This is a genomic window from Glycomyces sp. L485 (assembly GCF_022548875.1).
GTDB lineage: Bacteria > Actinomycetota > Actinomycetes > Mycobacteriales > Micromonosporaceae > Glycomyces.
In genome coordinates, this window is record NZ_JAKZEW010000007.1 from 58256 (window position 1) to 78707 (window position 20452).

Annotated in this window: 22 protein-coding genes; 12 read left to right on the top strand and 10 right to left on the bottom strand. The window is 68.8% G+C overall.

Features of this window, described 5'->3' with window-relative positions:
- Both L0U85_RS06195 and L0U85_RS06200 read right to left on the bottom strand, forming a co-directional pair.
- Nucleotides 1-371: RICIN domain-containing protein (locus L0U85_RS06195; RefSeq protein ID WP_241376887.1), on the bottom strand; the 371-nt coding region annotated here is incomplete at its 3' end.
- 355 nt (nucleotides 372-726) lie between these two features.
- Entirely contained in the window at nucleotides 727-1695 is a 969-nt protein-coding gene (locus tag L0U85_RS06200) for a hypothetical protein (protein WP_241376888.1), read from the bottom strand.
- A 214-nt stretch (nucleotides 1696-1909) separates the two neighbouring features.
- Between L0U85_RS06200 and L0U85_RS06205 the strand changes: the two genes are divergently transcribed.
- Nucleotides 1910-2875, top strand: coding sequence for an acetylxylan esterase (locus tag L0U85_RS06205; protein WP_241376889.1), 966 nt, complete (start codon nucleotides 1910-1912; stop codon nucleotides 2873-2875).
- A 17-nt stretch (nucleotides 2876-2892) separates the two neighbouring features.
- Here L0U85_RS06205 and hisN read toward each other — a convergent pair whose 3' ends face one another.
- From hisN to aroA, 3 genes are read right to left on the bottom strand one after another with little or no spacing between them, the layout of a single operon-like run.
- The gene (hisN, locus tag L0U85_RS06210; protein ID WP_241376890.1) at nucleotides 2893-3687 is read right to left on the bottom strand and encodes a histidinol-phosphatase; all 795 of its coding nucleotides are present in this window, start codon (nucleotides 3685-3687) and stop codon (nucleotides 2893-2895) included.
- Between the two features lie 14 nt (nucleotides 3688-3701).
- The gene (gene rsgA, locus L0U85_RS06215; protein ID WP_241376891.1) at nucleotides 3702-4694 is read right to left on the bottom strand and encodes a ribosome small subunit-dependent GTPase A; all 993 of its coding nucleotides are present in this window, start codon (nucleotides 4692-4694) and stop codon (nucleotides 3702-3704) included.
- The gene (aroA, locus tag L0U85_RS06220; RefSeq protein WP_241376892.1) at nucleotides 4694-6016 is read right to left on the bottom strand and encodes a 3-phosphoshikimate 1-carboxyvinyltransferase; all 1323 of its coding nucleotides are present in this window, start codon (nucleotides 6014-6016) and stop codon (nucleotides 4694-4696) included. The genes rsgA and aroA overlap by 1 nt, the downstream gene beginning before the upstream one ends.
- A 65-nt stretch (nucleotides 6017-6081) precedes the next feature.
- On the opposite strand from aroA, the gene L0U85_RS06225 reads away from it, so the two are divergent.
- From L0U85_RS06225 to rsrA, 4 genes are all read left to right on the top strand, one after another.
- Nucleotides 6082-6822: an SOS response-associated peptidase gene (locus L0U85_RS06225; RefSeq protein WP_277605448.1), complete on the top strand. Its 741-nt coding sequence runs from the start codon at nucleotides 6082-6084 to the stop codon at nucleotides 6820-6822.
- 145 nt (nucleotides 6823-6967) lie between these two features.
- On the top strand, nucleotides 6968-7318 hold the full coding sequence (locus L0U85_RS06230) for a WhiB family transcriptional regulator (protein ID WP_241376894.1): 351 nt from the start codon (nucleotides 6968-6970) through the stop codon (nucleotides 7316-7318).
- Between the two features lie 402 nt (nucleotides 7319-7720).
- Entirely contained in the window at nucleotides 7721-8512 is a 792-nt protein-coding gene (locus L0U85_RS06235; protein WP_347177370.1) for a sigma-70 family RNA polymerase sigma factor, read from the top strand.
- The gene (gene rsrA, locus L0U85_RS06240) at nucleotides 8509-8808 is read left to right on the top strand and encodes a mycothiol system anti-sigma-R factor (protein ID WP_241376896.1); all 300 of its coding nucleotides are present in this window, start codon (nucleotides 8509-8511) and stop codon (nucleotides 8806-8808) included. Before L0U85_RS06235 ends, rsrA begins: the two co-directional genes overlap by 4 nt.
- Nucleotides 8809-8845: 37 nt before the next feature.
- Here rsrA and L0U85_RS20515 read toward each other — a convergent pair whose 3' ends face one another.
- The gene (locus tag L0U85_RS20515; RefSeq protein WP_277605449.1) at nucleotides 8846-9451 is read right to left on the bottom strand and encodes a TetR/AcrR family transcriptional regulator; all 606 of its coding nucleotides are present in this window, start codon (nucleotides 9449-9451) and stop codon (nucleotides 8846-8848) included.
- Between the two features lie 435 nt (nucleotides 9452-9886).
- Here L0U85_RS20515 and L0U85_RS06250 point away from each other — a divergent pair, with 435 nt between their 5' ends.
- Nucleotides 9887-10918, top strand: a complete 1032-nt coding sequence (locus tag L0U85_RS06250; protein WP_277605460.1) for an SIS domain-containing protein — start codon at nucleotides 9887-9889, stop codon at nucleotides 10916-10918.
- Between the two features lie 79 nt (nucleotides 10919-10997).
- A complete protein-coding gene (locus L0U85_RS06255; RefSeq protein ID WP_241376898.1) occupies nucleotides 10998-12221 on the top strand; it encodes a hypothetical protein in 1224 nt (407 codons plus the stop codon).
- 11 nt (nucleotides 12222-12232) lie between these two features.
- Here L0U85_RS06255 and dprA read toward each other — a convergent pair whose 3' ends face one another.
- From dprA to L0U85_RS06275, 4 genes are read right to left on the bottom strand one after another with little or no spacing between them, the layout of a single operon-like run.
- Nucleotides 12233-13396 (bottom strand): DNA-processing protein DprA, encoded by a 1164-nt coding sequence (dprA, locus tag L0U85_RS06260; RefSeq protein ID WP_241376899.1) that lies wholly within the window; start codon nucleotides 13394-13396, stop codon nucleotides 12233-12235.
- An 8-nt stretch (nucleotides 13397-13404) separates the two neighbouring features.
- Nucleotides 13405-14922: a YifB family Mg chelatase-like AAA ATPase gene (locus tag L0U85_RS06265; RefSeq protein WP_241376951.1), complete on the bottom strand. Its 1518-nt coding sequence runs from the start codon at nucleotides 14920-14922 to the stop codon at nucleotides 13405-13407.
- Nucleotides 14888-15319, bottom strand: coding sequence for a YraN family protein (locus L0U85_RS06270; RefSeq protein ID WP_241376900.1), 432 nt, complete (start codon nucleotides 15317-15319; stop codon nucleotides 14888-14890). The genes L0U85_RS06265 and L0U85_RS06270 overlap by 35 nt, the downstream gene beginning before the upstream one ends.
- Nucleotides 15316-15819: a M23 family metallopeptidase gene (locus tag L0U85_RS06275; RefSeq protein ID WP_241376901.1), complete on the bottom strand. Its 504-nt coding sequence runs from the start codon at nucleotides 15817-15819 to the stop codon at nucleotides 15316-15318. The genes L0U85_RS06270 and L0U85_RS06275 overlap by 4 nt, the downstream gene beginning before the upstream one ends.
- 454 nt (nucleotides 15820-16273) lie before the next feature.
- Here L0U85_RS06275 and rpsB point away from each other — a divergent pair, with 454 nt between their 5' ends.
- From rpsB to L0U85_RS06300, 5 genes are all read left to right on the top strand, one after another.
- Nucleotides 16274-17131 carry a 30S ribosomal protein S2 gene (gene rpsB / locus L0U85_RS06280; protein ID WP_241376902.1) on the top strand — a complete coding sequence of 286 codons (858 nt, stop codon included), beginning with the start codon at nucleotides 16274-16276 and terminating at the stop codon, nucleotides 17129-17131.
- Between the two features lie 11 nt (nucleotides 17132-17142).
- Nucleotides 17143-17955, top strand: coding sequence for a translation elongation factor Ts (gene tsf / locus L0U85_RS06285; protein WP_241376903.1), 813 nt, complete (start codon nucleotides 17143-17145; stop codon nucleotides 17953-17955).
- A 120-nt stretch (nucleotides 17956-18075) separates the two neighbouring features.
- Nucleotides 18076-18801 (top strand): UMP kinase, encoded by a 726-nt coding sequence (gene pyrH / locus L0U85_RS06290; RefSeq protein WP_241376904.1) that lies wholly within the window; start codon nucleotides 18076-18078, stop codon nucleotides 18799-18801.
- 56 nt (nucleotides 18802-18857) lie between these two features.
- Entirely contained in the window at nucleotides 18858-19415 is a 558-nt protein-coding gene (frr, locus tag L0U85_RS06295) for a ribosome recycling factor (RefSeq protein ID WP_241376905.1), read from the top strand.
- Nucleotides 19415-20356 (top strand): phosphatidate cytidylyltransferase, encoded by a 942-nt coding sequence (locus L0U85_RS06300; protein ID WP_241376906.1) that lies wholly within the window; start codon nucleotides 19415-19417, stop codon nucleotides 20354-20356. The genes frr and L0U85_RS06300 overlap by 1 nt, the downstream gene beginning before the upstream one ends.
- Nucleotides 20357-20452 lie beyond the last annotated feature (96 nt).

The following is a 20452-nucleotide window of genomic DNA, read 5'->3' on the forward strand; positions in this document are numbered from 1 at the left end:
GCGTCGTCGAATTGGGCGATGGTGGCGCCGTTGTCGGCGTTCCACTCCCACACGTCCAGCACCATGTTCGAGTGCCGCGCCTGGATGCGGTAGTAGCCGCCGCCCGCGTCGATGAACCGGAACTGCTGGTTCGTCCCGCCGGTGTTGTTCCATTGGATGATCTCGGCGCCCGGCTCGGTCGAGCGGTCGAGGACGTCGAGGACGAGGCCGGAGTGCCGGGATTCGATGAAGTACCACGTTCCGGTCTCGACCGCTCGCGCCGAGCGGGTGGCGAGGAACCCCGTGCTCGCCGCCACGGGAACGGCCGCCGTCAGGCCGGCGACCTTCCAGAAGCGGCGCCTGGAGTACTTGCCGTTGAAGATGTTCTCCATATCGTAGCGATCCTTTCGGAGGAGGGGGAGACGTCAACACATTTAGACATCTCGATAGAAGGATGCTAGCGGTTGCATGAGAGTGCCTACAAGTCCCCGCCCTCAATCGTCTCAAGTAGGTGGGAAAGGGGCCGGCCATCGCTTGTCGGTCCCGATATGCGGTTGTGACTGGAGTGACTGGGCCGCGCCGGCGAACGGACGCGGACCGTGCCGCTGCCGCCGATGGCACCGGAGGCGGTGACCGAGGTCGGCGGACTCTGCGCCGCCCCGCCGGTCGCTGTCGCGCCGCTGCGGCGAGGAGGCGCCCGGCCGGAACCCCGGCCGGGCGCGCTGTCGTGGGGGAGTCGAAATCAAGTCACCTGGCTCCGGCTCCGCCGCTCACGATGGAGGCGACCTGCGAGGGCGTGTCGAGCCTGAATGAGTACGGCACTCCCGGGACCGACCCGCTGCTGACGGGCGCGGGGGAGTTGACCAGGTGGTTGTTCCGCGACACCACCCGGCCGGGTCCGGAGCTGCCCTGTCCGAGGTCGACGGTGCGGTTGCAGTTCTCGAAGTAGTTCCCTTCGACGAGGACCCCTGCGTCCATGGTCGTCGCCACGCAGTACGACCGGACGTTGCGGTAGTAGTTGTTGTAGACGTGGACGGGGTTGCCGAAGCGGACCCGCGGTGTTCGCTGGGTGGTGCCGTTGAAGTAGTTGTGGTGGTAGGAGACCCGCAGGTGTCCCCGGTCCTGGCCGCCGTTGTTGTCGGAGTGCCCGAGCAGCATGGTCTTGTTGGTGCCGTTGAACCGGTTCCAGGAGACGGTGATGAAGTCCGATCCCCGCTTGATGTCGCAGGCGCCGTCGTTGCCGGCCCCGAAGGTGTTGTGGTCGATCCAGATGTTGGTCGACTGCCGCTGGACGTTGATCGCGTCGTCGGAGTAGTCGCGGAAGGTCAGGTTCTGGACGATGACATTGCGCGTCTGGTCCAAGTTGAGCCCGCCTCTGGTGATGGTGGCGCCGGAGTTGCCGATGATCGTGGTGTTAGGCCCGACTTTGACCATGCCCGACAGGTTGATGGTGCCGCTGACCCGCACGATCTTGCGCGAGCTGCCGCTGACGGCCGAGGCGAAGGCCGAAGCCGACGAGACGGTCGTGGTGCCGCCGCCGGCGCCGCCGGTCGTGCCGCCGTTCTGAGTGGCCCAGCCGACGGGGCTGCCTTGCTGGGCATGGGCCTCCCGGGCGTCCCAGGCGAGACTCGAGGCGGCGAACGGTACGGCGGCCGCGAGGCCGGCGATGGCCCAGAATCGGCGCCTGGAGTGGTTGCCGTCGAAGACATGCTCCATGTCAAGGTCCTTTCATAAAGAGGACATTATAGTTAAATGTCTGGATATGTCTGGCAATATTAGCGGTTGCTTGATAACGCTTGCGGTTGCGAGTTCTCGGTAACATTTCGCCGAAAATTCCCACAAAACCACCAAAAATATGCAAACTTGCCGTCAATGTTGAGGGGTGTGTGACACTGTGGCTTTTCCCGTGCGCCTGTGCTAAGAATTCGCCATGGCACTTTTCGACCTACCGCTCGACGAACTCCGCGAGTACCGGCCCGACGTCCCTGAACCGGCCGGCTTCGACGAGTTCTGGAAGCAGACCCTCACCGAAACCGGCGCCCACGACCTCGACGTCCGGCTCGAAGCCGTCGAGACCGGCCTCACCACCGTCGACGTCTTCGACCTCGCCTTCGCCGGCTGGGGCGGCCACGCGATCAAGGGCTGGCTCCTGCTGCCCAAAGGCATCGAAGGCCCCCTGCCGTGCGTCGTGGAGTACATCGGATACTCCGGCGGCCGCTCATTCCCCTGGGCGCACACCACCTACCCCGCCGCCGGCTGGGCCCACCTGGTGATGGACACCCGCGGCCAGGGCTACGGCAACTGGCAGCCTGGCGACACCGGCGACCCTTACGGCACCACCGGCCCCACCAACCGCGGCTGGATGACACAGGGCCTCGAGTCCCCCGAGCACTACTACTACCGGCGCGTCTTCACCGACGCCTACCGCGCTGTCGACGTCGCCAAGGGCCACGAGGCCATCGACGCCGACAGGATCGTCATCGCCGGCGGCAGCCAGGGCGGCGGCATCACCCAGGCTGTCGGCGGTCTACGAGACGATGTGGCGGGCGCGATGATCGACGTGCCGTTCCTGACGCACTTCCGCCGCGCCGTCACCATCACCGACTCCTTCCCGTACCAGGAGATCGTCGAGTTCCTGTCCGGACAGCGCCTGCGTGAGGACCGCGTCTTCGAGACGCTCTCCTACTTCGACGGCGTCCACTTCGCCGCCCGGGGCACCGCTCCGGCTCTGTACTCGGTCGGCCTGATGGACGACATCTGCCCGCCGTCGACGGTCTTCGCCGCGTACAACCGCTGGCAGGGCGAGAAGCGGATCACCGTGTGGCCGTGGAACAAGCACGAAGGCGGCGGCATCCACCAGCGCGGCGAGCACCTCAAGTTCCTCGCCGAGCGCTGAGCGGTCAGGGCCGGACGTCAGCGGATCCCCAGGCGCTCCAACGCATGCTCATGCAGCAGGCCGTTGGTCGCGACCGCGGAGCCGCCGTCCGGCCCCGGCCGTCCCCTCAGATCGGTGAAGGTCCCCCCGGCCTCCTCGACGAGCAAGGCCAGCGGCGCCAGATCCCACAGCGCCACTTCGGGTTCGGCTGCGATGTCGACGCAGCCTTCGGCGAGCAGGCAGTACGAGTAGAAGTCGCCGAAGCCGCGCTCACGCCAGGCCTCGTGCAGCATCGCCAGCATGGCGCCCTCGCGGCCCGCCTTCGTCCACCCGGTGATCGAGGAGATGCTCACCGACGCGTCGGACAGCTTCGCGACCTTCGAGACGTGGATCCGCTTGCCCGCGCGCTGGCTGCGCCCGGCGTAGGCGCCCGCGCCCTTCATGGCCCACCAGCGCCGGTCGAGCGCCGGGGCGCTGACGACGCCGACGACGGGCTCGCCTCGGTCGAACAGCGCGATGAGCGTAGCCCAGATCGGCACGCCGCGAACGTAGTTGCGAGTGGCGTCGATCGGGTCGACGACCCATTTGCGGCCGGATGCGCCGGGGTTGTCGCCGAACTCCTCGCCGTAGACGCCGTCGCGGGGCCTGGCCCTGGCGAGAGTGGAGCGGATGACCTCCTCGATGGTGGTGTCCGCGTCGGAGACCTCGGTCATGTCCGGTTTGGTGGAAATCTGCAGGTCCGAGGCGCGGAACCGTTCTGAGCCGATCCGGGAGGCGCTGTCGGCGAGCATGTGCGCGAGGCCGAGATCGTCGTTATAGCTCGAGGTGGGCATGCGCCTCATATTACTCAGGTCTTACCGTCGGACTCCGCCAGCGAGGTGAGCATGCGGCGGAACGAGTCCAGTCGGCCGGCCATCGGATCGTCGGCGCCGATCGCGGCGTCGAGCGCGCAGTCGCCGATCTCGGGGGTGTGGGTGCAGCCCCTCGGGCAGTCGGCGGCGATCTCGGCGAGTTCGGGGAAGGCCTTGAGTATCGAGTCGGGCGTGACGTGGGCGAGGCCGAAGGAGCGCACGCCCGGTGTGTCGATGACCCAGCCTCCGCCGGGCAGTTCGAGGGCGACGGTGCTGGTCGAGGTATGGCTGCCCTTGCCGATCGACCGGACCTCGCCGACGGCCCGCCCGGCTCCCGGCACCAGGCGGTTGATCAGCGTGGACTTCCCGACCCCGGAGTGTCCGAAGAAGACGTTCTCCTGGTCGGCCAGGAGCTCCACGAGATGGTCGAGCGGCTCGTCCGGGCGCGTGGTGACCGTCGTCAGCTCCAGCTGCGAGTAGTAGTTCTCGACCTCCGCGACGAGTTCGGGGGCCAGGTCGGTCTTGGTCAGGCACAGCACGGGGGCGACGGCGGCGTCGTAGGCGGCCACGAGGCATCGGTCGACGAAGCCGTAGCGCAGCGGCGGGTCGACGAGGCTCGCGACGATGACCAGCCGGTCGACGTTGGCTACGACGACGCGCTCGGTGGCGCTGTCGTCGTCGGCGGAGCGGCGCAGCTGACCGTGCCTGGGTTCGATCCGCACGATCCTGGCGAGGGTGCCCTCGCGTCCCGACAAGTCGCCGACGAGCGCGGCTCGGTCGCCGACGACTATCGACTGCTTGCCCAGCTCACGGGCCTTCATCGCGGTGACGGCGTCGCCGTCGACCAGGCAGGTGTAGCGGCCGCGGTCGACGGCGGTGACGAAGCCGGAGCGGGCGTTCTCGTGCTTGGGGCGGATCTTGGTCCGGGGTCGGGAACGACGCGCGGGGCGGACACGCACGTCGTCTTCGTCGTACTCCCGGGCCGGCACTAGGCGCCCGCTCCCCCGGCGTTGCCGTGTCCGAGGATCGCCTGCTCCCAGACGCTCGCGAAGTCGGGCCAGGTCTTGGAGGTGCAGGCGACGTCGGAGACACTGAAATCGGGGGTGACCAGGCCGGTGATGGCACCCGCGTGGGCCATGCGGTGGTCGGCGTAGGTCTCCCAGGTCATCGGCCGGGTCGCCCGGGCGGTGACCTTGAGCCCGTCGTCGTATTCGACGACCTCGGCGCCGAGTTTGGTGAGCTCCCTGACGAGCGCGGCGATGCGGTCGGTCTCGTGGCCCCTGATGTGGGCGACGCCCCGGATCGAGGAGGTGCCCCTGGAGACGCCGAACAGCGCGGCCAGGGACGGGGTGAGCTCGGAGGCGTCCGCGAGGTCGAGGTCGACGCTCAACGTCGAGGGTGAGCCGACGACGGTGAGGCCGCCGCGGGTCCATTCGACGCGCGAGCCCATCTCGACGAGGATGTCGCGGATCTTGTCTCCGGCCTGGGTGGTCTCGGTCGGCCAGTCCTCGACGGTGAGGTGCCCGCCGACGACGACCGCCGCGCACAGGAACGGGGCGGCGTTCTGGAGGTCGGGCTCGATGACCCATTCGCGGCCGGACAGCTCGCCGGGGGCGACCTTCCAGCGGTTCCCCTCGGAGTCGTCGACTTCGGCGCCGGCCTGGCGGAGCATCTGGACGACCATGTCGAGGTAGGGGCGGCTCGGCACGGGGCGGTCGCCGATGTGGCGCAGGTCGAGGCCGTTCTCGAAGCGAGGAGCGGCCATGAGCAGGGCGCTTACCAGCTGGGAGGTCTTGGAGGCGTCGACGGCGAGCTCACCGCCCTTGACGCCGCCGGTGGCGCGGACGGTGAACGGCAGGGCCGCGCGGCCGCCGTCGTCGACCTCGACGCCGAGGTCCCGCAGGGCCTTGATGACGCCGTCGTTGGGCCGCTTGCGGGCGTGCGGGTCGCCGTCGAAGGCCACCGGGCCCGAGGCGAGCGCGGCGACGGGGGGCAGGAAGCGCATGACGGTGCCGGCGAGACCGCAGTCGACGTCGGTGCCGCCGTGCAGTGGAGCGGGATTGACCGTCCACAGGTCGTCGTCACTGGTGTCGATCTCGGCGCCCAGTGAGCGCAGGCCGTCGACCATGAGGAGCGTGTCGCGCGAATAGAGCGGTCGCCGGATGGTCGAGGGGGTGGTCGCGAGGCTCGCCAGGACGAGCGCGCGGGCGGTCATCGACTTCGAGCCGGGGACGCGGACGACGGCGTCGAGCTCGCGCTCGGCGTACGGCGGCGTCCAACGGCGTTGCTTCGGTGCGGCTGTTCCTGTCACGGGCCCATTCTAGTGTGCGGACGATGCGGGCCCCGATTGTCGGTGCCCGGCGATAGCGTGGGGTCATGTGTGGGAGGTACGCCAACAGCAAGTCCGGCGGCGACATGGCCGCCCTGTTCGAGGCCGACGATCTCATCGCCGGCGCGAAGCAAGGTCCTGGCTCGCGATCTTCGCCAGGATGGGCACCCAGCTACAACATCGCGCCCACGGTGTCGGCGCCGGTGGTGCGGCGATCGAAGAGCCGGGACGAGCGCGTGGTGGAGCTGGCGCGGTGGGGCCTGGTGCCGCCGTGGTCGCCCGATCCGTCGATCGGTACGCGGATGTTCAACGCCCGCATCGAGACCGTTGCCACCTCGAAGGCCTACAAGCGGCCTTTCTCCTCGCGGCGGGCGCTGATCCCGGCCGACGGCTGGTACGAGTGGCGCAAGCTCCCTGATGGCGGGAAGCAGCCGTACTATTTCACCCTTCCGGGCGGCGTCGTGTTCGCCGGACTGTGGGAGACCTGGAGTCGAGACGATACGAGCCTGCTGAGCTTCACGGTGCTCACCTGCCCGGCGGTGGGCGAGGCGATCGAGACGGTCCACGACCGGATGCCGTATGTCCTTCCGCCAGAGCGGTTCGCGGCCTGGCTGGGCGAGGAGGAGGCCGACGAGGGCGAGCTCCTCGCGGGACCGGTTCCCCAGCTGCCGCGGAACCTGGAGATCAGGAAGGTCGGACGCGCGGTGGGCCGCGCGGGCAACGACGGTCCCGAGTTGATTCGCCCGGTTGATGCCGAGGAGGGGCCTTCTACCCTCCCAGGAATGTGATGTCTATCATATTTGATCAACGGTATCTGTACCCTTGCGCGTCGCTCTTTCGTGTACAAGCCGCCGTCGACGGTGTCCATCAGTTCCCCCCGAGGGCTTCGAGGCCCCCGGAGGCGTCGGCGGCGGAAGGCAAAGGGAGGCAGATATGCGGCGGATCCGCCCCGACGAAGTAGCGCGAGCCCGGAGGGACCCCCGGCTGCTCGACGCCTACGAATACCGCAATGAGATCAAAGGCCACTACCGCATGAGCGGGGACGACTGGCTGCGCCGGGGCAACTGCGCCGACGCCGACCCCGAGGTCATGTTCCCCGAGCCCCGCGAGCCCGTCGACGACGCGCTCAGGCTCTGTGCCTCGTGTCCCGTGAGGACCCCGTGCCTGGTCCGGGCGCTCGAAGCGCGTGACCGGCACGGCATCTGGGGGGCCACGGCCCCGCGGGAGCGCCGAGCGATGATCGAGGCTTGGAAGGACATCAACCCCCTCGCGGTGGGAGCCTGACCGGAAGAAGAGGAACCGAGGAGACCGCCGCGGCGCACGCCCAGGAGTGCCGCGGCCTTCTCGTCGGCGTGATGCGGGAGGGTGAGCCTCCCCGGGCCGACGGCGGTGTCTGGTCCGCCGACCCGGGGCAGGCACTGGGAGTTCACGCGCCGATTTCTCGCCGCGATCAGGGCCCTGGCGGGCCCACTCACGATAACGATCGAGATCACCCAAAGTTATGTATTCAATACATTTTTGAGCAATCAGGCTATTTCCGAACGGTCACCGACTGTGGCGATCGCGACTGCCCAGTTCTCGCCCCGGCGGAATGAACCGCGGCCGCAGGGCGTTGTGCGATTCGAGTCTCCACCGATGGCGGAGCCCGCGGGCCATGAGTACGCACAGCGAGGAGAGCGCCGCATGATGATGACTGTTCGGCAAGCACGCGACGACGAGCGCGTGGCCGCTCTGCTTCGCGGGCCCGAGTGGAACCCCGACCTGGAGGGTGACCAGGCTCCAGATCGTGCCGCCGGCGTCACTGCCGACCCTCTTTCCTCCGACTCTTCTCAGATCGCTGCCGTAGGCTCGAAAGCGATGCTCGACGAGAGGGAGACGGTGACCGAGTCGGCGAACGAGACCGCGGCGGAACGGCGCACGCGCTTCGAACGGGACGCGATGCCACTGCTCGACCAGCTCTACGGCGCCGCGCTGCGCATGACGCGCAACCCCGCCGACGCCGAGGACCTGGTCCAGGAGACCTACCTCAAGGCCTACTCCAAGTTCCACCAGTTCCGCGAAGGCACGAACCTCAAGGCGTGGCTGTACCGGATCCTCACCAACACGTACATCAACTCCTACCGGAAGAAGAAGCGCCAGCCGCAGACCTCGCCCACCGACGAGATCACCGACTGGCAGCTCGCCGACGCCGAGTCGCACAGCCCCACCGGCCTGCGCTCCGCCGAGACCGAAGCCCTTGACCGGCTGCCCGACTCCGACGTCAAGGAGGCGCTCCAGAGCCTCGGCGAGGACTTCCGGCTGACGGTCTACCTGGCGGACGTCGAAGGCTTCTCCTACAAGGAGATCGCCGACATCATGGGCACCCCGATCGGAACGGTCATGTCGCGGCTCCACCGGGGCCGCCGGCAATTGCGTCAGAAACTGAGCGCATACGCCGCGGATCGCGGTCTGTCGACCGCACGGGAGGGACAACGGTGACGAGCCCAGAATCGGACAAGCCCGAACTCGATTGTCGCGAGGTGCTCGAAGAGGTCTACCTCTACATCGACGACGAGTGCTCCGAAGTCCGCCGCTCGGTGATCAGGGCGCACCTCGACGAGTGCTCGCCCTGCCTCGCCGAGTACGGCATCGAGCAGGAAGTCCGCGCTATGGTGCACCGGTGCTGCAGCCAGGAGAAGGCGCCCGACGAGGTGAAGGACCGCCTGCGCCGGAAGCTGAGCGCCATCGAGCAGGTCGGCGAGGTCTTCACCGAGATGGCCGAGCGCGAGCGCTGAGCCGCTCGGCCGGGACGGGCCCGGGCGAGCTCGACCCTCAGCCGCCGGCCTTCTCGGTTCGCTCCCGCTCGTTCGCCTCCAGTAGGCGGATCGAGATCGTCAGCGACGCCTCCCGCAGCTCCTGATCCGAATCGACGGTCCTCGGGAAGGTGATCCAGTTGCTGTACAGCGTCGTGATCGCGTCCCAGGCGCGCATGCGGTGGATCAGCTCATCGTTCTCATCTGCCAGCAGCGCGTGCAGTCTGAGCACGCGCTGGCGGAAGATAGAGCCCCGGTCCAGGCGAGTCAGTGCGGCCTGGTTGTACTGCTGGAACCTCAGGACCGGGACGTGGGCGCGGATGACCTCGGCGTAGCGGCGCAGCAGCTCCCGCCTGGTCTCGATGGTCTTGGGCTGGTCTTCGCCCCATTCGCAGATGCGGTCGACGTCGTCGGCGTACGAGTCGAAGAAGCTCGCCGCGATGTCTTCCTTGGTCTTGAAGTGGTAGTAGAGGGCGGCCTTCGTCACGCCGAGATGCTCGGCTATCTCCCGTAGTGAAGTGCGCTCGTAGCCGTGCTCGCTGAAGAGGGCGATCGCGGTCCGCTGAATGCGCTCACGCGTGCTCGGCTGATTGCTGTCGCGCGTCTCGCGCGGCGATTGCGTCATATGGGCAAGTCTCGTTCTTGTCCGGTTTCCACCACTGCGGTCGCGGGGCAGCTCGCAATCATGGCGCACTTTCGTCCTTGAATCGGCACTGCCCCGCAATTCGCTAGCTGTTCGGACGCTTTCCGTGGTTCGCGGCCTTCTTCTTGCGCGACTTGCGCTTGCGTGCGGCTTTTGCCATCGCTCCTCCTCGGTCGGTCGGGATGCAGGGATCCACCATACCGGCACGATCTCTGTCACTCCGAAGGCGTTGAGGGTAAACAGGGAGCTAGACACGGTCTTGGGCCGAGTGGGGGACGCCCGTGGACAGGCGTCGACCGGGGCTCATCATGAAAGTGCATTCAGATTTGTTCGGCAACCGCGCACAAGGAGCGTCACGTGAACGAGCCCCGGATCGGCGAAGCCGACGCCACCTCAGCCGACCAGCCCGGCAGGGGCATGGCCGCCGACATCGTCGAGCAGCCCGAAGTCATGTCAGGCCTGCTCGACCACGGCCGCGGCGACATCGCGGCCGTCGCCGCCCGCATCGCCGAATGTCGCCCTCGCTCCATCGTCTTCACCGCGCGCGGCACCTCCGACCACGCCGCTCTCTACGCCGCCTACCTCACCGAGATCCGGCTCGGTCTTCCCGCGAGTCTCGCCAGCCCCTCCGTGGTCACCGTCTACGACTCGCGCCCCGACTGGTCCGACTGCCTCGTCATCGCCGTCAGCCAGTCCGGCGGCTCGCCCGACCTCGCCCAGGTCATAGCCGCCGCCCGCGCCACCGGCGCGCTCACCCTGGCCGTCACCAACAATCCCTCCTCGCCCCTGGCCGACGAGGCCGAACTCCATCTCGACGTCCGCGCCGGGCAGGAGCGGGCCGTCGCCGCCACCAAGACCTACACCGCCGAGCTCCTCACGCTCCTGATGCTCATCGAGGGCATCCGCACCGGCACCGGCCGCATCGACACCACCGAGGCAGCCGCGCTCGCCGAGCTCCCCGAACTCGCCCGCGACGTCCTCGACGACTCGTTCGCCGGCGAGCTCGCCGGCCGCTACCGCTTCGCCGAGCGGTTCGTCACCACCGGCCGCGGCTACGCTTACCCGACCGCCCGCGAGACCGCGCTCAAACTCATGGAGACCTCTTATCTGCCCGCGCTCGCCTTCTCCGGCGCCGACCTCCTCCACGGCCCCCTCGCGATGACCGACCCCGGCGTTCCGGTGCTCGCCGTCGTCGGCTCCGGCCCCGGCGGCCATGCGATGTGGAACGTCCTTGCTCAACTCGGCCGTCAGCGGGCCGACGTCGTCGTGGTCGGAGCCGCGGACCTGCCCGGCCAGACCGCCCGGCTCAGGACCCCCGCGGTCGACGAGCGACTGGCGGCTATTCTGGACATTCTTCCCCTGCAGCAACTCGCGCTCCACCTGGCGCTCGAGCGGGGCGAGAACCCGGACGCGCCACGAGGTCTCAAGAAGATCACCGAGACCATGTGAGCGCGTCTCGTGCTGTCCGGAAGTTCTTGTTCATGTTCGGTTCACCCAGATGTTCCTCACTCTCGGTAGGCTTCGCACCATGCAGGCCCCGGCATCCTCGACCTCTACCACTGAGATCGTCTGGCATGACAGGCGCTACACGGCGCGACCGATCGCCGGTGGGGCCGCCTTCGAGCTCTACTCGGATTCCCACGAGAACGGGTTCCAGCCCAGCGGCCGGACCTTCCACCGCTATGTTCACGCCTCCGAAGTGTCCAGTGCCGGAGGCGAACTGCTGCGGGCGGGCGTGGCACCGGTCTCGGTCCCCATGATGCCGGGAGCCGACTTCCGGACCGTCCACCAGTACAGCCAGAACCCGCGCATCGAGGGCGCCGAGCGCGCCCTGGTGTCCGCGGTGCGCGCGACCGCGTTCGTCGCGGTCGGCACCCGCATGATCAAGCCGCTGAGCCGCAATCAGGTAGCGCGGCAGTTGACGACGCCGCCAATGGTGAGCGGCGTGTGCTTCCGCGAGTTCGACGTCGCGCACCTGCGCACGCCCTTGGACCGGGTGACACTGGCCGGCGACCCCGACAACCTCAACGACGTCGCGTTCGCGCTGCGCTGGCGGGTGATCTGCTCGTGCGACTACGTCAGTACCGAGGCCGCGAACTTCCCGGGCCTGGTGAGCATGCCCGGCCGCGAGCGGCGCGGCTCGATGATCCTCGGCACCGGCTTCCTGCCGAGCGGCAACCACCTCATCCCCGAGTTCACCACGGCGAACCTCGCCGACCTGCCGCTGACCGCCCGGGCCGAGATCCTCGCCTACACCCCGGGCGGCACCGAGATCTCGCTGTTCCAGTACCAGCCGCAGACGAACGTGTGGGACCGCGTGGCCGGGGCCCGGCACCGGGACCTGATCAGTCGCATCCCGGGCCTGGAGAAGGGCCGCGCCCTGTTCAGGGTCGACCCAGCGGCACACGCGGGCCTGGTCGGCGAGCACGAGGGGGAGCGGGTGCGCGTCACCGCCGACCCGGGGCACGGCTTCAGCGCATATGTGCGCGGCGCGGCCAGTCGCAGCCCGGTATCGAGGCCGAAGCGGTATTTCACGAAGGCCCGCTGGCGCGACATCGACGTGCTGGTGCTGGGCCGCAACGAGGACTTCGTCCGGCTGCGGCTGGAACGCCCGGACGTGGAGTCCGCGATGAGCGCCGGCGCGTCCTGCGTGGAGCGCGCGGTCTACGAGTGCTGGGCCCCGAGGTCCGAACTCGAAGAGCCGCACACGGTCACTGTGGACTACCCGCTCTCCGGCAGCGGCTCCTGCTGAACCCGACCGCCTCAGCCGCTGGTTCCTCTGGCCAGTCGCCACCTCCCTTCCATCAGTTCGACCCAGCCGGCCTCCCGGAGCCGTCTGAGCGTCTCGGTGGCCGCCTCGACCGGGACCCCGGCCGCGGCTGCGAGCCGGGCCTCCTCGACCACGTAGCCCCTCGGCAGGGCTTCGACGAGGCGCGCCTCGATCTCGGTGAGGCGGTCGAAGGGCCTGCGAGGCGAGGGCGGGGCCGACGCCATCGGACCGCCGATGCCGGTGATGTCCTCGATGACCTCCTCCGCTCGCGTCACGAGCCGCGCTTCACACGGCTCCCGCGCCAGCTGGTGCACGCCGACCGAATGGGACGAGGTCACCGGCCCGGGGGTGAACATGAGCACCCGCCCCAGCTCGGCCGCGTGGCGGGCGGTGTTCCTCGCCCCGGACCTGACTCCGGCCTCGATGACGACCGTCCCCGCCGACAGTGCCGCGATGACCCGGTTGCGGGTCAGGAACCGATGCCGCATAGGAGTGGCGCCGGGCGGCCACTCGCTCACGAGCAGGCCCTTTTGGACAACCAGGTCGAACATGGAGCGGTTCGCCTGCGGATACGGCTGTTCGACGCCTGAGGCGAGCACCGCGACGGTGGGTCCGCCGCGCGCCAGCGCGCCCAGATGGGCCGCCCGGTCGATCCCGAACGCGCCACCGGAGACGACCGTCCACCCGGCCTCGGTCAGGTCGGCGGCGAGGTCGTCGGCGACGTGTTGCCCGTATTCGCTGGCGGCCCGCGCGCCCACGATGGCCACCGACCGGCGGCACAGCGCCGCGAGATCGCCCCGGCCGCGGACCCACAGGCACCGGGGCGGGCGCAGGTGCGGATCGGTGGCGTCGCAGACCATGAGCAGGTCGCGCAGCTGTTCGGGCCAGTCGGGGTCGCCGGGCACCACGACCCGTGAGCCGCAGGACTCGGTGGCCGCGGCGATCGCTTCGCAGCGTTCACGCGCATCGGGCGTGCAGGCGACCGAGGCGCTGGTGATGCGCTCAAGCCGCTCGGGGACCTTGCCCGCCCAGATGCGTTCGACCGCCTCGAGCGGCCCGACGTCGTCGAGCAGGTCGTCGAGTTCGGCGTCCCCAGGTTCGACCATCGAGGACAGCAGCATGAGCGCATGCCGCGGATCGTCGGGAAGACTGTTCACAACTCCTCCTAAGTGATCGTGTACCCGAGCCGCAGCTCCGCGGCCGAGTCGATGTCGTCGGCGGTGGGGCGGGCGTGCTCACGCAGGTCGGCGATGGTCCAGGCGAGCTTGAGGATCCGGTCGTATCCTCGGGCGGTGATCCGCTCGCGCCTCAGCAGGCCGTCGGCGGCGCCGGTGGCAGTGGGAGGCAGCCGCCATCTGGGAGACCGCAGGGCCGGGCCGGGGACCTCGCAGTTGAGCTTCCAGGTCTCGCCGGCCTCGGCCCAGCGGTCGGCGGCTACCTGCCGGGCCGCCGCCACCCGCTTGGCCGCCGGTTCGGACGGTTCGGACTCGACCTGGTCGGACAAGATGGCGGACGCCGAGGGCGCCTCGACGTCGATCCGCAGGTCGATGCGGTCGCGAAGCGGCCTGGAGATCCTTCCGAAGTAGCGTTTGCGATCGCCGGGCGGACAGTGGCACTCGATCGGCCGGTTCGGCGCGCACGGGCAGGGGTTCGCCGCGAGGACCAGCAGCACCCGGGCCGGGTAGGCGACCGTGCTCTCCGCGCGGCGCACGAGGACCTGGCCGCTCTCGAGCGGCTGGCGCAGCGAGTCGAGCACCTCCCTTCGCCACTCCGGGGCCTCGTCTATGAACAGGACTCCTCGGTGGGCCAGGGCCAGCGATCCCGGGCCGGCATGCCGTCCGCCGCCGATGAGCGACTGAATCGTCATCGAGTGGTGCGGCGCTTCGAAGGGGGCGTGCCGGATCAGTTCGGCGCGGCCGCCCGCGAACCTGCCTCGAAGGGAATGGAGGGAGGTGACCTCGACGGCTTCGGCGTCGGTGAGCGGGGGCAGGATCGACGGGAGCCGTTCGGCCAGCATCGTCTTTCCGGACCCGGGCGGGCCGACCATGAACATGTGGTGGCCGCCGGCCGCGGCGATCTCCAGCGCTCTGCGGGCCCTCGGTTGACCGCGCAGGTCGGCCAGGTCCGGAAGGTGCGGCGAAGCCGCCGTTCCCGCCGTCTCGGTCGGCTTCGACGGCTCCAGCTCCGTCTGGCCGTGCAGCCAGGCCACCAGTTCGGACAGGTTGCGCGGCGCCAGGATCGTCATGTCTCCGACCAGCGCCGCCTCGCCGGCGTTCTCCGGTGAGACGATCGCGGTCTTCAGGCCCGCCCGGTGGGCGGCCAGCAGGGCCGGCAGGGCGCCCGGTACCGAGCGCAGGCTGCCGTCAAGCCCCAACTCGGCCAGGAGGACGGTGTCCGCCAGCCGCTGGTCGGGGAGCATCTCATCGGCGCACATGATCGTCACCGCCAGCGCCAGGTCGGCGGCGGACCCGGTGGTCGGCAGCGACGCCGGTCCGAAATTCACGGATACCGACTTCTCGGGGAAGAGCAGTGCCGAGTTGGCCATCGCCGAGCGGACGCGGGTCTGCGCCTGGTTCACGACGCTGTCGGGCAGGCCCGACATCCTCACGGCCTCATCGCCCTTCGACGTCGACTTGAAGACCGAGGCCTCAACGGTCACGACCACCCCGGTCGTCCCGATCATGCAGACCGTGCTGGTCCGGCTGTAACCCATGGCGAATCCCCCAACGGTGTTCGAGAACGATGCGGCTTCCATCGGCGACGGTCAGGCCCATCCGGTCGACCCGCCACGGCTGGCTCGACCGGCAGTGCTCCTTCAGCCAGGCCCGAGCCAGGCGATCCACGCGGCGGAGCTTCTCGCCGTCGACCGCCGCCAGCGGGCCGCCGTACCGCTCCGAGCGGCGGGTCTTCACCTCGCAGAACACGACGACGTCCCTTTGGCGGGCGATCAGGTCGATCTCGCCGAGCCGGTGCTTCCAGTTGCGCTCCAGCAGTTGCATCCGGTCCCGTCTCAGGTGCGCGGCGGCGAAGCGCTCGCCCAGGCGCCCCAGCTCGTGCGGGCCGGCCTCTTCGATACTCATGGCCCTCCCTCTGCCGGGCGGGGGAGTAGCCGCACCTGGCCCGCGCCGAAGAGCAGGAGCGGGTCCAGGTACATCGCGCCCCGCTTCAGCCCCAAATGGAGGCAGGGCTCGTTCGGGCAGGACGGGTGGCCCGTCGAGAGGTGGCCGATCACCTGGCCTGCCGCGACGGTCGCGCCTGGTTCGACGAGCGGGTCGAGCGGCTCGTAGGTGGTGCGCAAACCGTTCGCGTGGTCGATGCTGACGACGCCACGCCCCGCGAGGCCACCCGCGAACACGACCGTGCCGGCCGCGGCCGCGACCACCGGGTGGCCGGCCGAGGAGCCGAGGTCCACGCCCCGGTGGCCCGGCAGCCACGGCAGCGGAGGCGGGTCGAACTCCTTCGCCACGTCGACGGGCCCTGCGGGAGGGCGCCACTCGCCGTTCTCCCGGGCTTCGGCGAGCGTGGGCCACAGGATCGTCCCGGCCGCCATGACGGCGCCGATGATAACGGTCGTCACCATTGCTGCATGTAGTCGTCGCATAACGCAATGGTGGGCTGGATGTCCGGTCTCGGCAAGAAAAAGTTCCAAGCCTGTGGATAACCCGGTTCATCGCCATGTGGACAACTTGAGAGCTCGCATACTGAATGGGGCTTTCATCCGCTGTTCGGCTGATGGCACGGGAGCGGCGCATTGCACCAGTCACGGTGGTCCACCGGCCTCGCACCCGTGCTCAGCGCGCGCGTACACTGATCGGAGCGGTACAGCGCCGGTTCCATCGCGCGCAGTGCCGACTTCGCGCGCTCGCCGCGGTCGACCACACCAAGCCATTCGCTACGGGTGAGGTCTGGCCACCGCGATCTCCCAGGTCCGGGTCATTCCGGTTGCAAGATCGCCGAGGGTGAGCGCCAGGCGCGGGGCACTCGGACTTCGAGCACCGCCTCGCATGTAACCAGGGAGAGAAAGGAATACAACCGTGTCGGTTGTCACCATGAGGCAGCTGCTGGAAAGCGGCGTGCACTTCGGGCACCAGACCCGTCGCTGGAACCCGAAGATGAAGCGGTACATCCTCACCGACCGCAACGGCATCTACGTCATCGACCTGCGCCAGACGGTCGACTACGCCGAGAAGGCACACGACTTCGTCAAGAACGTCGTCGCCGAAGGCGGCGCGGTCCTCTTCGTCGGCACCAAGAAGCAGGCTCAGGAAGCCGTGGCCGAGCAGGCCGCGCGCGTCGGCATGCCCTTCGTCAACCACCGTTGGCTCGGCGGCATGCTCACCAACTTCCAGACCATCCAGAAGCGCCTGATGCGCCTCAAGGAACTCGAGATCATCGAGGCCAACGGTGCGGCCAACCGCACCAAGAAGGAAATGCTCCAGCTGATGCGGGAGAAGGACAAGCTCGACCGCACCCTCGGCGGCCTCCGCGACATGGAGAAGGTCCCGCAGGCGATCTGGATCGTCGACACCAAGAAAGAGCACATCGCCGTCGACGAGGCCCGCAAGCTCGGCGTCCCCGTCGTCGCGATCCTCGACACCAACTGCGACCCCGACGAGGTCGACTACCCGGTCCCCGGCAACGACGACGCGATCCGCTCGGTGTCCCTGCTGACCAAGATCATCGCCGACGGCGTGGCCGAGGGCCTCATGGCACGCTCCGGCGGCGCCGAGCCCGAGGCGGGCAAGGCCGAGGGCGAGCCCCTCGCCGAGTGGGAGAAGGAACTGCTCTCCTCGGAGAAGACCGCTGAGCCCGAGGCCGGCGAGGCCGAGCAGACCGAGAAGGTCGTCGAGCCCGCGGGCGAGACGGTCGTCGAAGAAGCCGACAAGAAGTAAGAAGGGGAGCAATGGCCAACTTCACGATGGCTGACGTCAAGAAGCTCCGGGAAGCCACCGGCTCCGGGATGATGGACGTCAAGAAGGCCCTTGAAGAGGCGGAAGGCGACTACGACGTCGCGCTTGAGGCGCTGCGCATCAAGGGAGCCAAGGACGTCGGCAAGCGCGCCGAGCGCACCACGGCCCAGGGCCTGGTCGCCCAGTCCGGCAACACGTTGCTGGAGCTGCTGTGCGAGACCGACTTCGTCGCCAAGAGCGGCTCCTTCATCGAGCTCGCCCAGACGCTCGTCGAGCTGGCCGACGAGGTCCGCCCGGCGGACACCGCGGCCTTCGGCGACGCCAAGTTCGGCGCCAAGACCGTCTCCGAGGTCGTGGCCGAGGAATCGGTCAAGCTCGGCGAGAAGATCGTCGTCGGCCGCATCGGATCGCTCGACGGCGAGGTCGCGGTCTACATGCACCGCAAGGCCGCCGACCTGCCTCCGGCCGTCGGCATCCTCGTGTCTCACACCGGTGACGCCGAGGCCGCCCGCCAGGTCGGCATGCAGGCCGCCGCTATGCGCCCGAGGTACCTCACCCGCGACGAGGTCCCGGCCGAGGTCGTCGAGGCCGAGAAGCGCGTCGCGCTGGAGCAGGCCAAGGAGGACGGCAAGCCCGAGCGAGCCTGGGACAAGATCGTCGAAGGCAAGGTCGGCGCGTACTACCGCGACTTCTGCCTGCTCGAGCAGAACTCGGTCATCGAGAACAAGAAGACCGTCAAGCAGGTCCTCAAGGAGGCCGGCACCGAGGTGACGGGCTTCATCCGCTTCGAGGTCGGTCAGGAGTAGTCTCCGGTCTAGTACCGCCGACTACACTGGCTCAAGCCGTATAGCGAATCAGGACGAGGCGGCGGCGCTGGCCGCCGCCTCGTTCCATGTCCGGAGCCGAGCGAACTTCAGGGGAACGTCATGAGTGAAGCCACCTTCCGCCGAGTCGTGCTGAAACTGTCCGGTGAAGCCTTCGGTGGCGGCGCCGTCGGGGTCGATCCCGACATCGTTCAGGGCGTCGCCCGCCAGATCGCCGCGGGCGTGGCCGCGGGCGTCCAGGTCGCCGTGGTCGTCGGCGGCGGCAACTTCTTCCGCGGCGCCGAGCTCCAGAAACGCGGCATGGACCGCGCCCGCGCCGACTACATGGGCATGCTCGGCACCGTCATGAACTGCCTCGCCCTCCAGGACTTCCTGGAGAAGGAGGGCGTCGACACCCGGGTCCAGACCGCGATCTCCATGGCCCAGGTCGCCGAGGCCTACATTCCCCTGCGCGCCATCCGCCACCTCGAAAAGGGCCGCGTCGTCATCTTCGGCGCCGGCGCGGGGCTCCCGTACTTCTCCACCGACACCGTCGCCGCCCAGCGCGCCCTCGAGATCGAGGCACAGGTGGTGCTGGTGAGCAAGAACGGCGTCGACGCGGTCTACACCGCCGACCCGCGCACCGACCCCGCCGCCGAGCGCCTGGACGACCTCACTTTCGACGAGGCGCTCAAGCGCGAACTCATGGTCGTCGACCAGACCGCGTTCAGCCTCTGCAAGGACAACGCCCTCCCCATGCTGGTCTTCGGCGCCGACGGCGAAGAGAACCTCCGCCGCGCCATCGTCGGCGACAAGCTCGGCACCCTCATCCACGCCGCTGACGACTAGGAGCGGGACGGTACGGTCAGAAGTGCTGTCAGGCTGCAAGAGAATGTGAGAAAGCCGTGATTGACGACACCCTCCTCGAAGCCGAGGAGAAGATGGAGCGGGCCATCGAGCACGCCAAAGAGGAATTCGGGGTCATCCGCACCGGCCGGGCCTCCTCCGCCATGTTCAACCGGATCACCGTCGACTACTACGGCGCTCCGACACCGCTGCCGCAGGTGGCCTCGATCGCCATCCCCGAGCCGCGAATGGTGCTGGTAAAACCGTTCGACGCCTCGCAGACCAAGCAGATCGAAGACGCCATCCGCAACTCAGACCTCGGCGTCAACCCCTCCAACGAGGGCACCCAGCTGCGGCTCAACCTGCCGCCGATGACCGAGGAACGCCGCCGCGAGATGGTCAAGGTCGCCCGGACCAAGGGTGAGGACGCCAAGATCGCCATCCGCAACATCCGTCGCCGCGCCAAGGACGAGATCGGCAAGTTCGTCAAGGACGGCGAGGCCTCCGAGGACGAGGGCCACTCCGCCGAGAAGGAGCTCGACGACCTCACCGGCCGCTTCACCGGCATGGTCGACGAGCTGATGAGCTCCAAAGAGTCCGAACTGCTCGAGATCTGATGAGCGCACTCCCCGACGGTCCCGGCGGCCGTCGCCCGCACCCGGTCGACGGGGACGGGCCAGATCCCGACACCGCCGATCCCGGCCCGGAGACTCCGGATGGCAGGCGCAAGCCCTCGGCCGGGCGCAACCTGCCCGTCGCCATCGGCGTCGGCCTCGGCCTGGCCGCGGCGGTGCTGGCGTCGCTGCTGATCCAGCCCATCGCGTTCCTGGGCTTCGCCGGCCTCGCCGTCGGCGTCGCCTGCTGGGAGACCGGCACCGCGATGCGCAGGGGCGGCAAGAACGTCCCGGTGATCCCGCTGGCCGTGGCCGGCGCGCTCATCGTGGTCCTGGCCTGGTTCGGCGGCGCCACGGGCCTGCTGCTCGGGACCGCCGTGGGAGTGGCCGCGCTGTTCGTGTGGCGGCTCAGCGAAGGCGCCACCGGCTACCGTGCCGACGTGCCGGCCGCGGCCCTGGTGCTCGTCCAGGTGCCGTTCCTGGCGGGCTTCGTGCTGCTCCTGGCCACCTCCGAGGAGGGCTCGGCGCGCTTCATCGAGACCGGTGCCGCGCAGGTGCTCATCATGCTGTTCACCGTGGTGCTGTCGGACACCGGCGGCTACACCGCCGGGGTCCTGTTCGGGCGACACCAGATGACGCCGCGGATCAGCCCCAAGAAGTCCTGGGAGGGACTCGGCGGCTCCGTCCTCGCCGCGGCGCTGGGCGGTTCGCTGACGCTCTGGTTCTTCTTCGGGGTGCCGATCGCGTTGGGCGTGGCGTTCGGCGTCTGCGTGGCGCTGGCCGCTACGTTGGGGGACCTGTCGGTCTCGTTGCTCAAGCGGGACCTCGGCATCAAGGACATGAGCAATCTCATCCCCGGACACGGAGGAGTGATGGACCGCTTGGACTCCATCCTCATGGTCGCACCGGTGGCCTATGTCTGGTTCAGATACCTCCTCGGGTGATGCGTCCTGATTGTTGTACACGATGAAGGAGGGCTCCGGGTGAAAACCGCGATCAGCGGTTGGCGGCTCCGCCGTCTCGCATGCGAGACTAGGTCG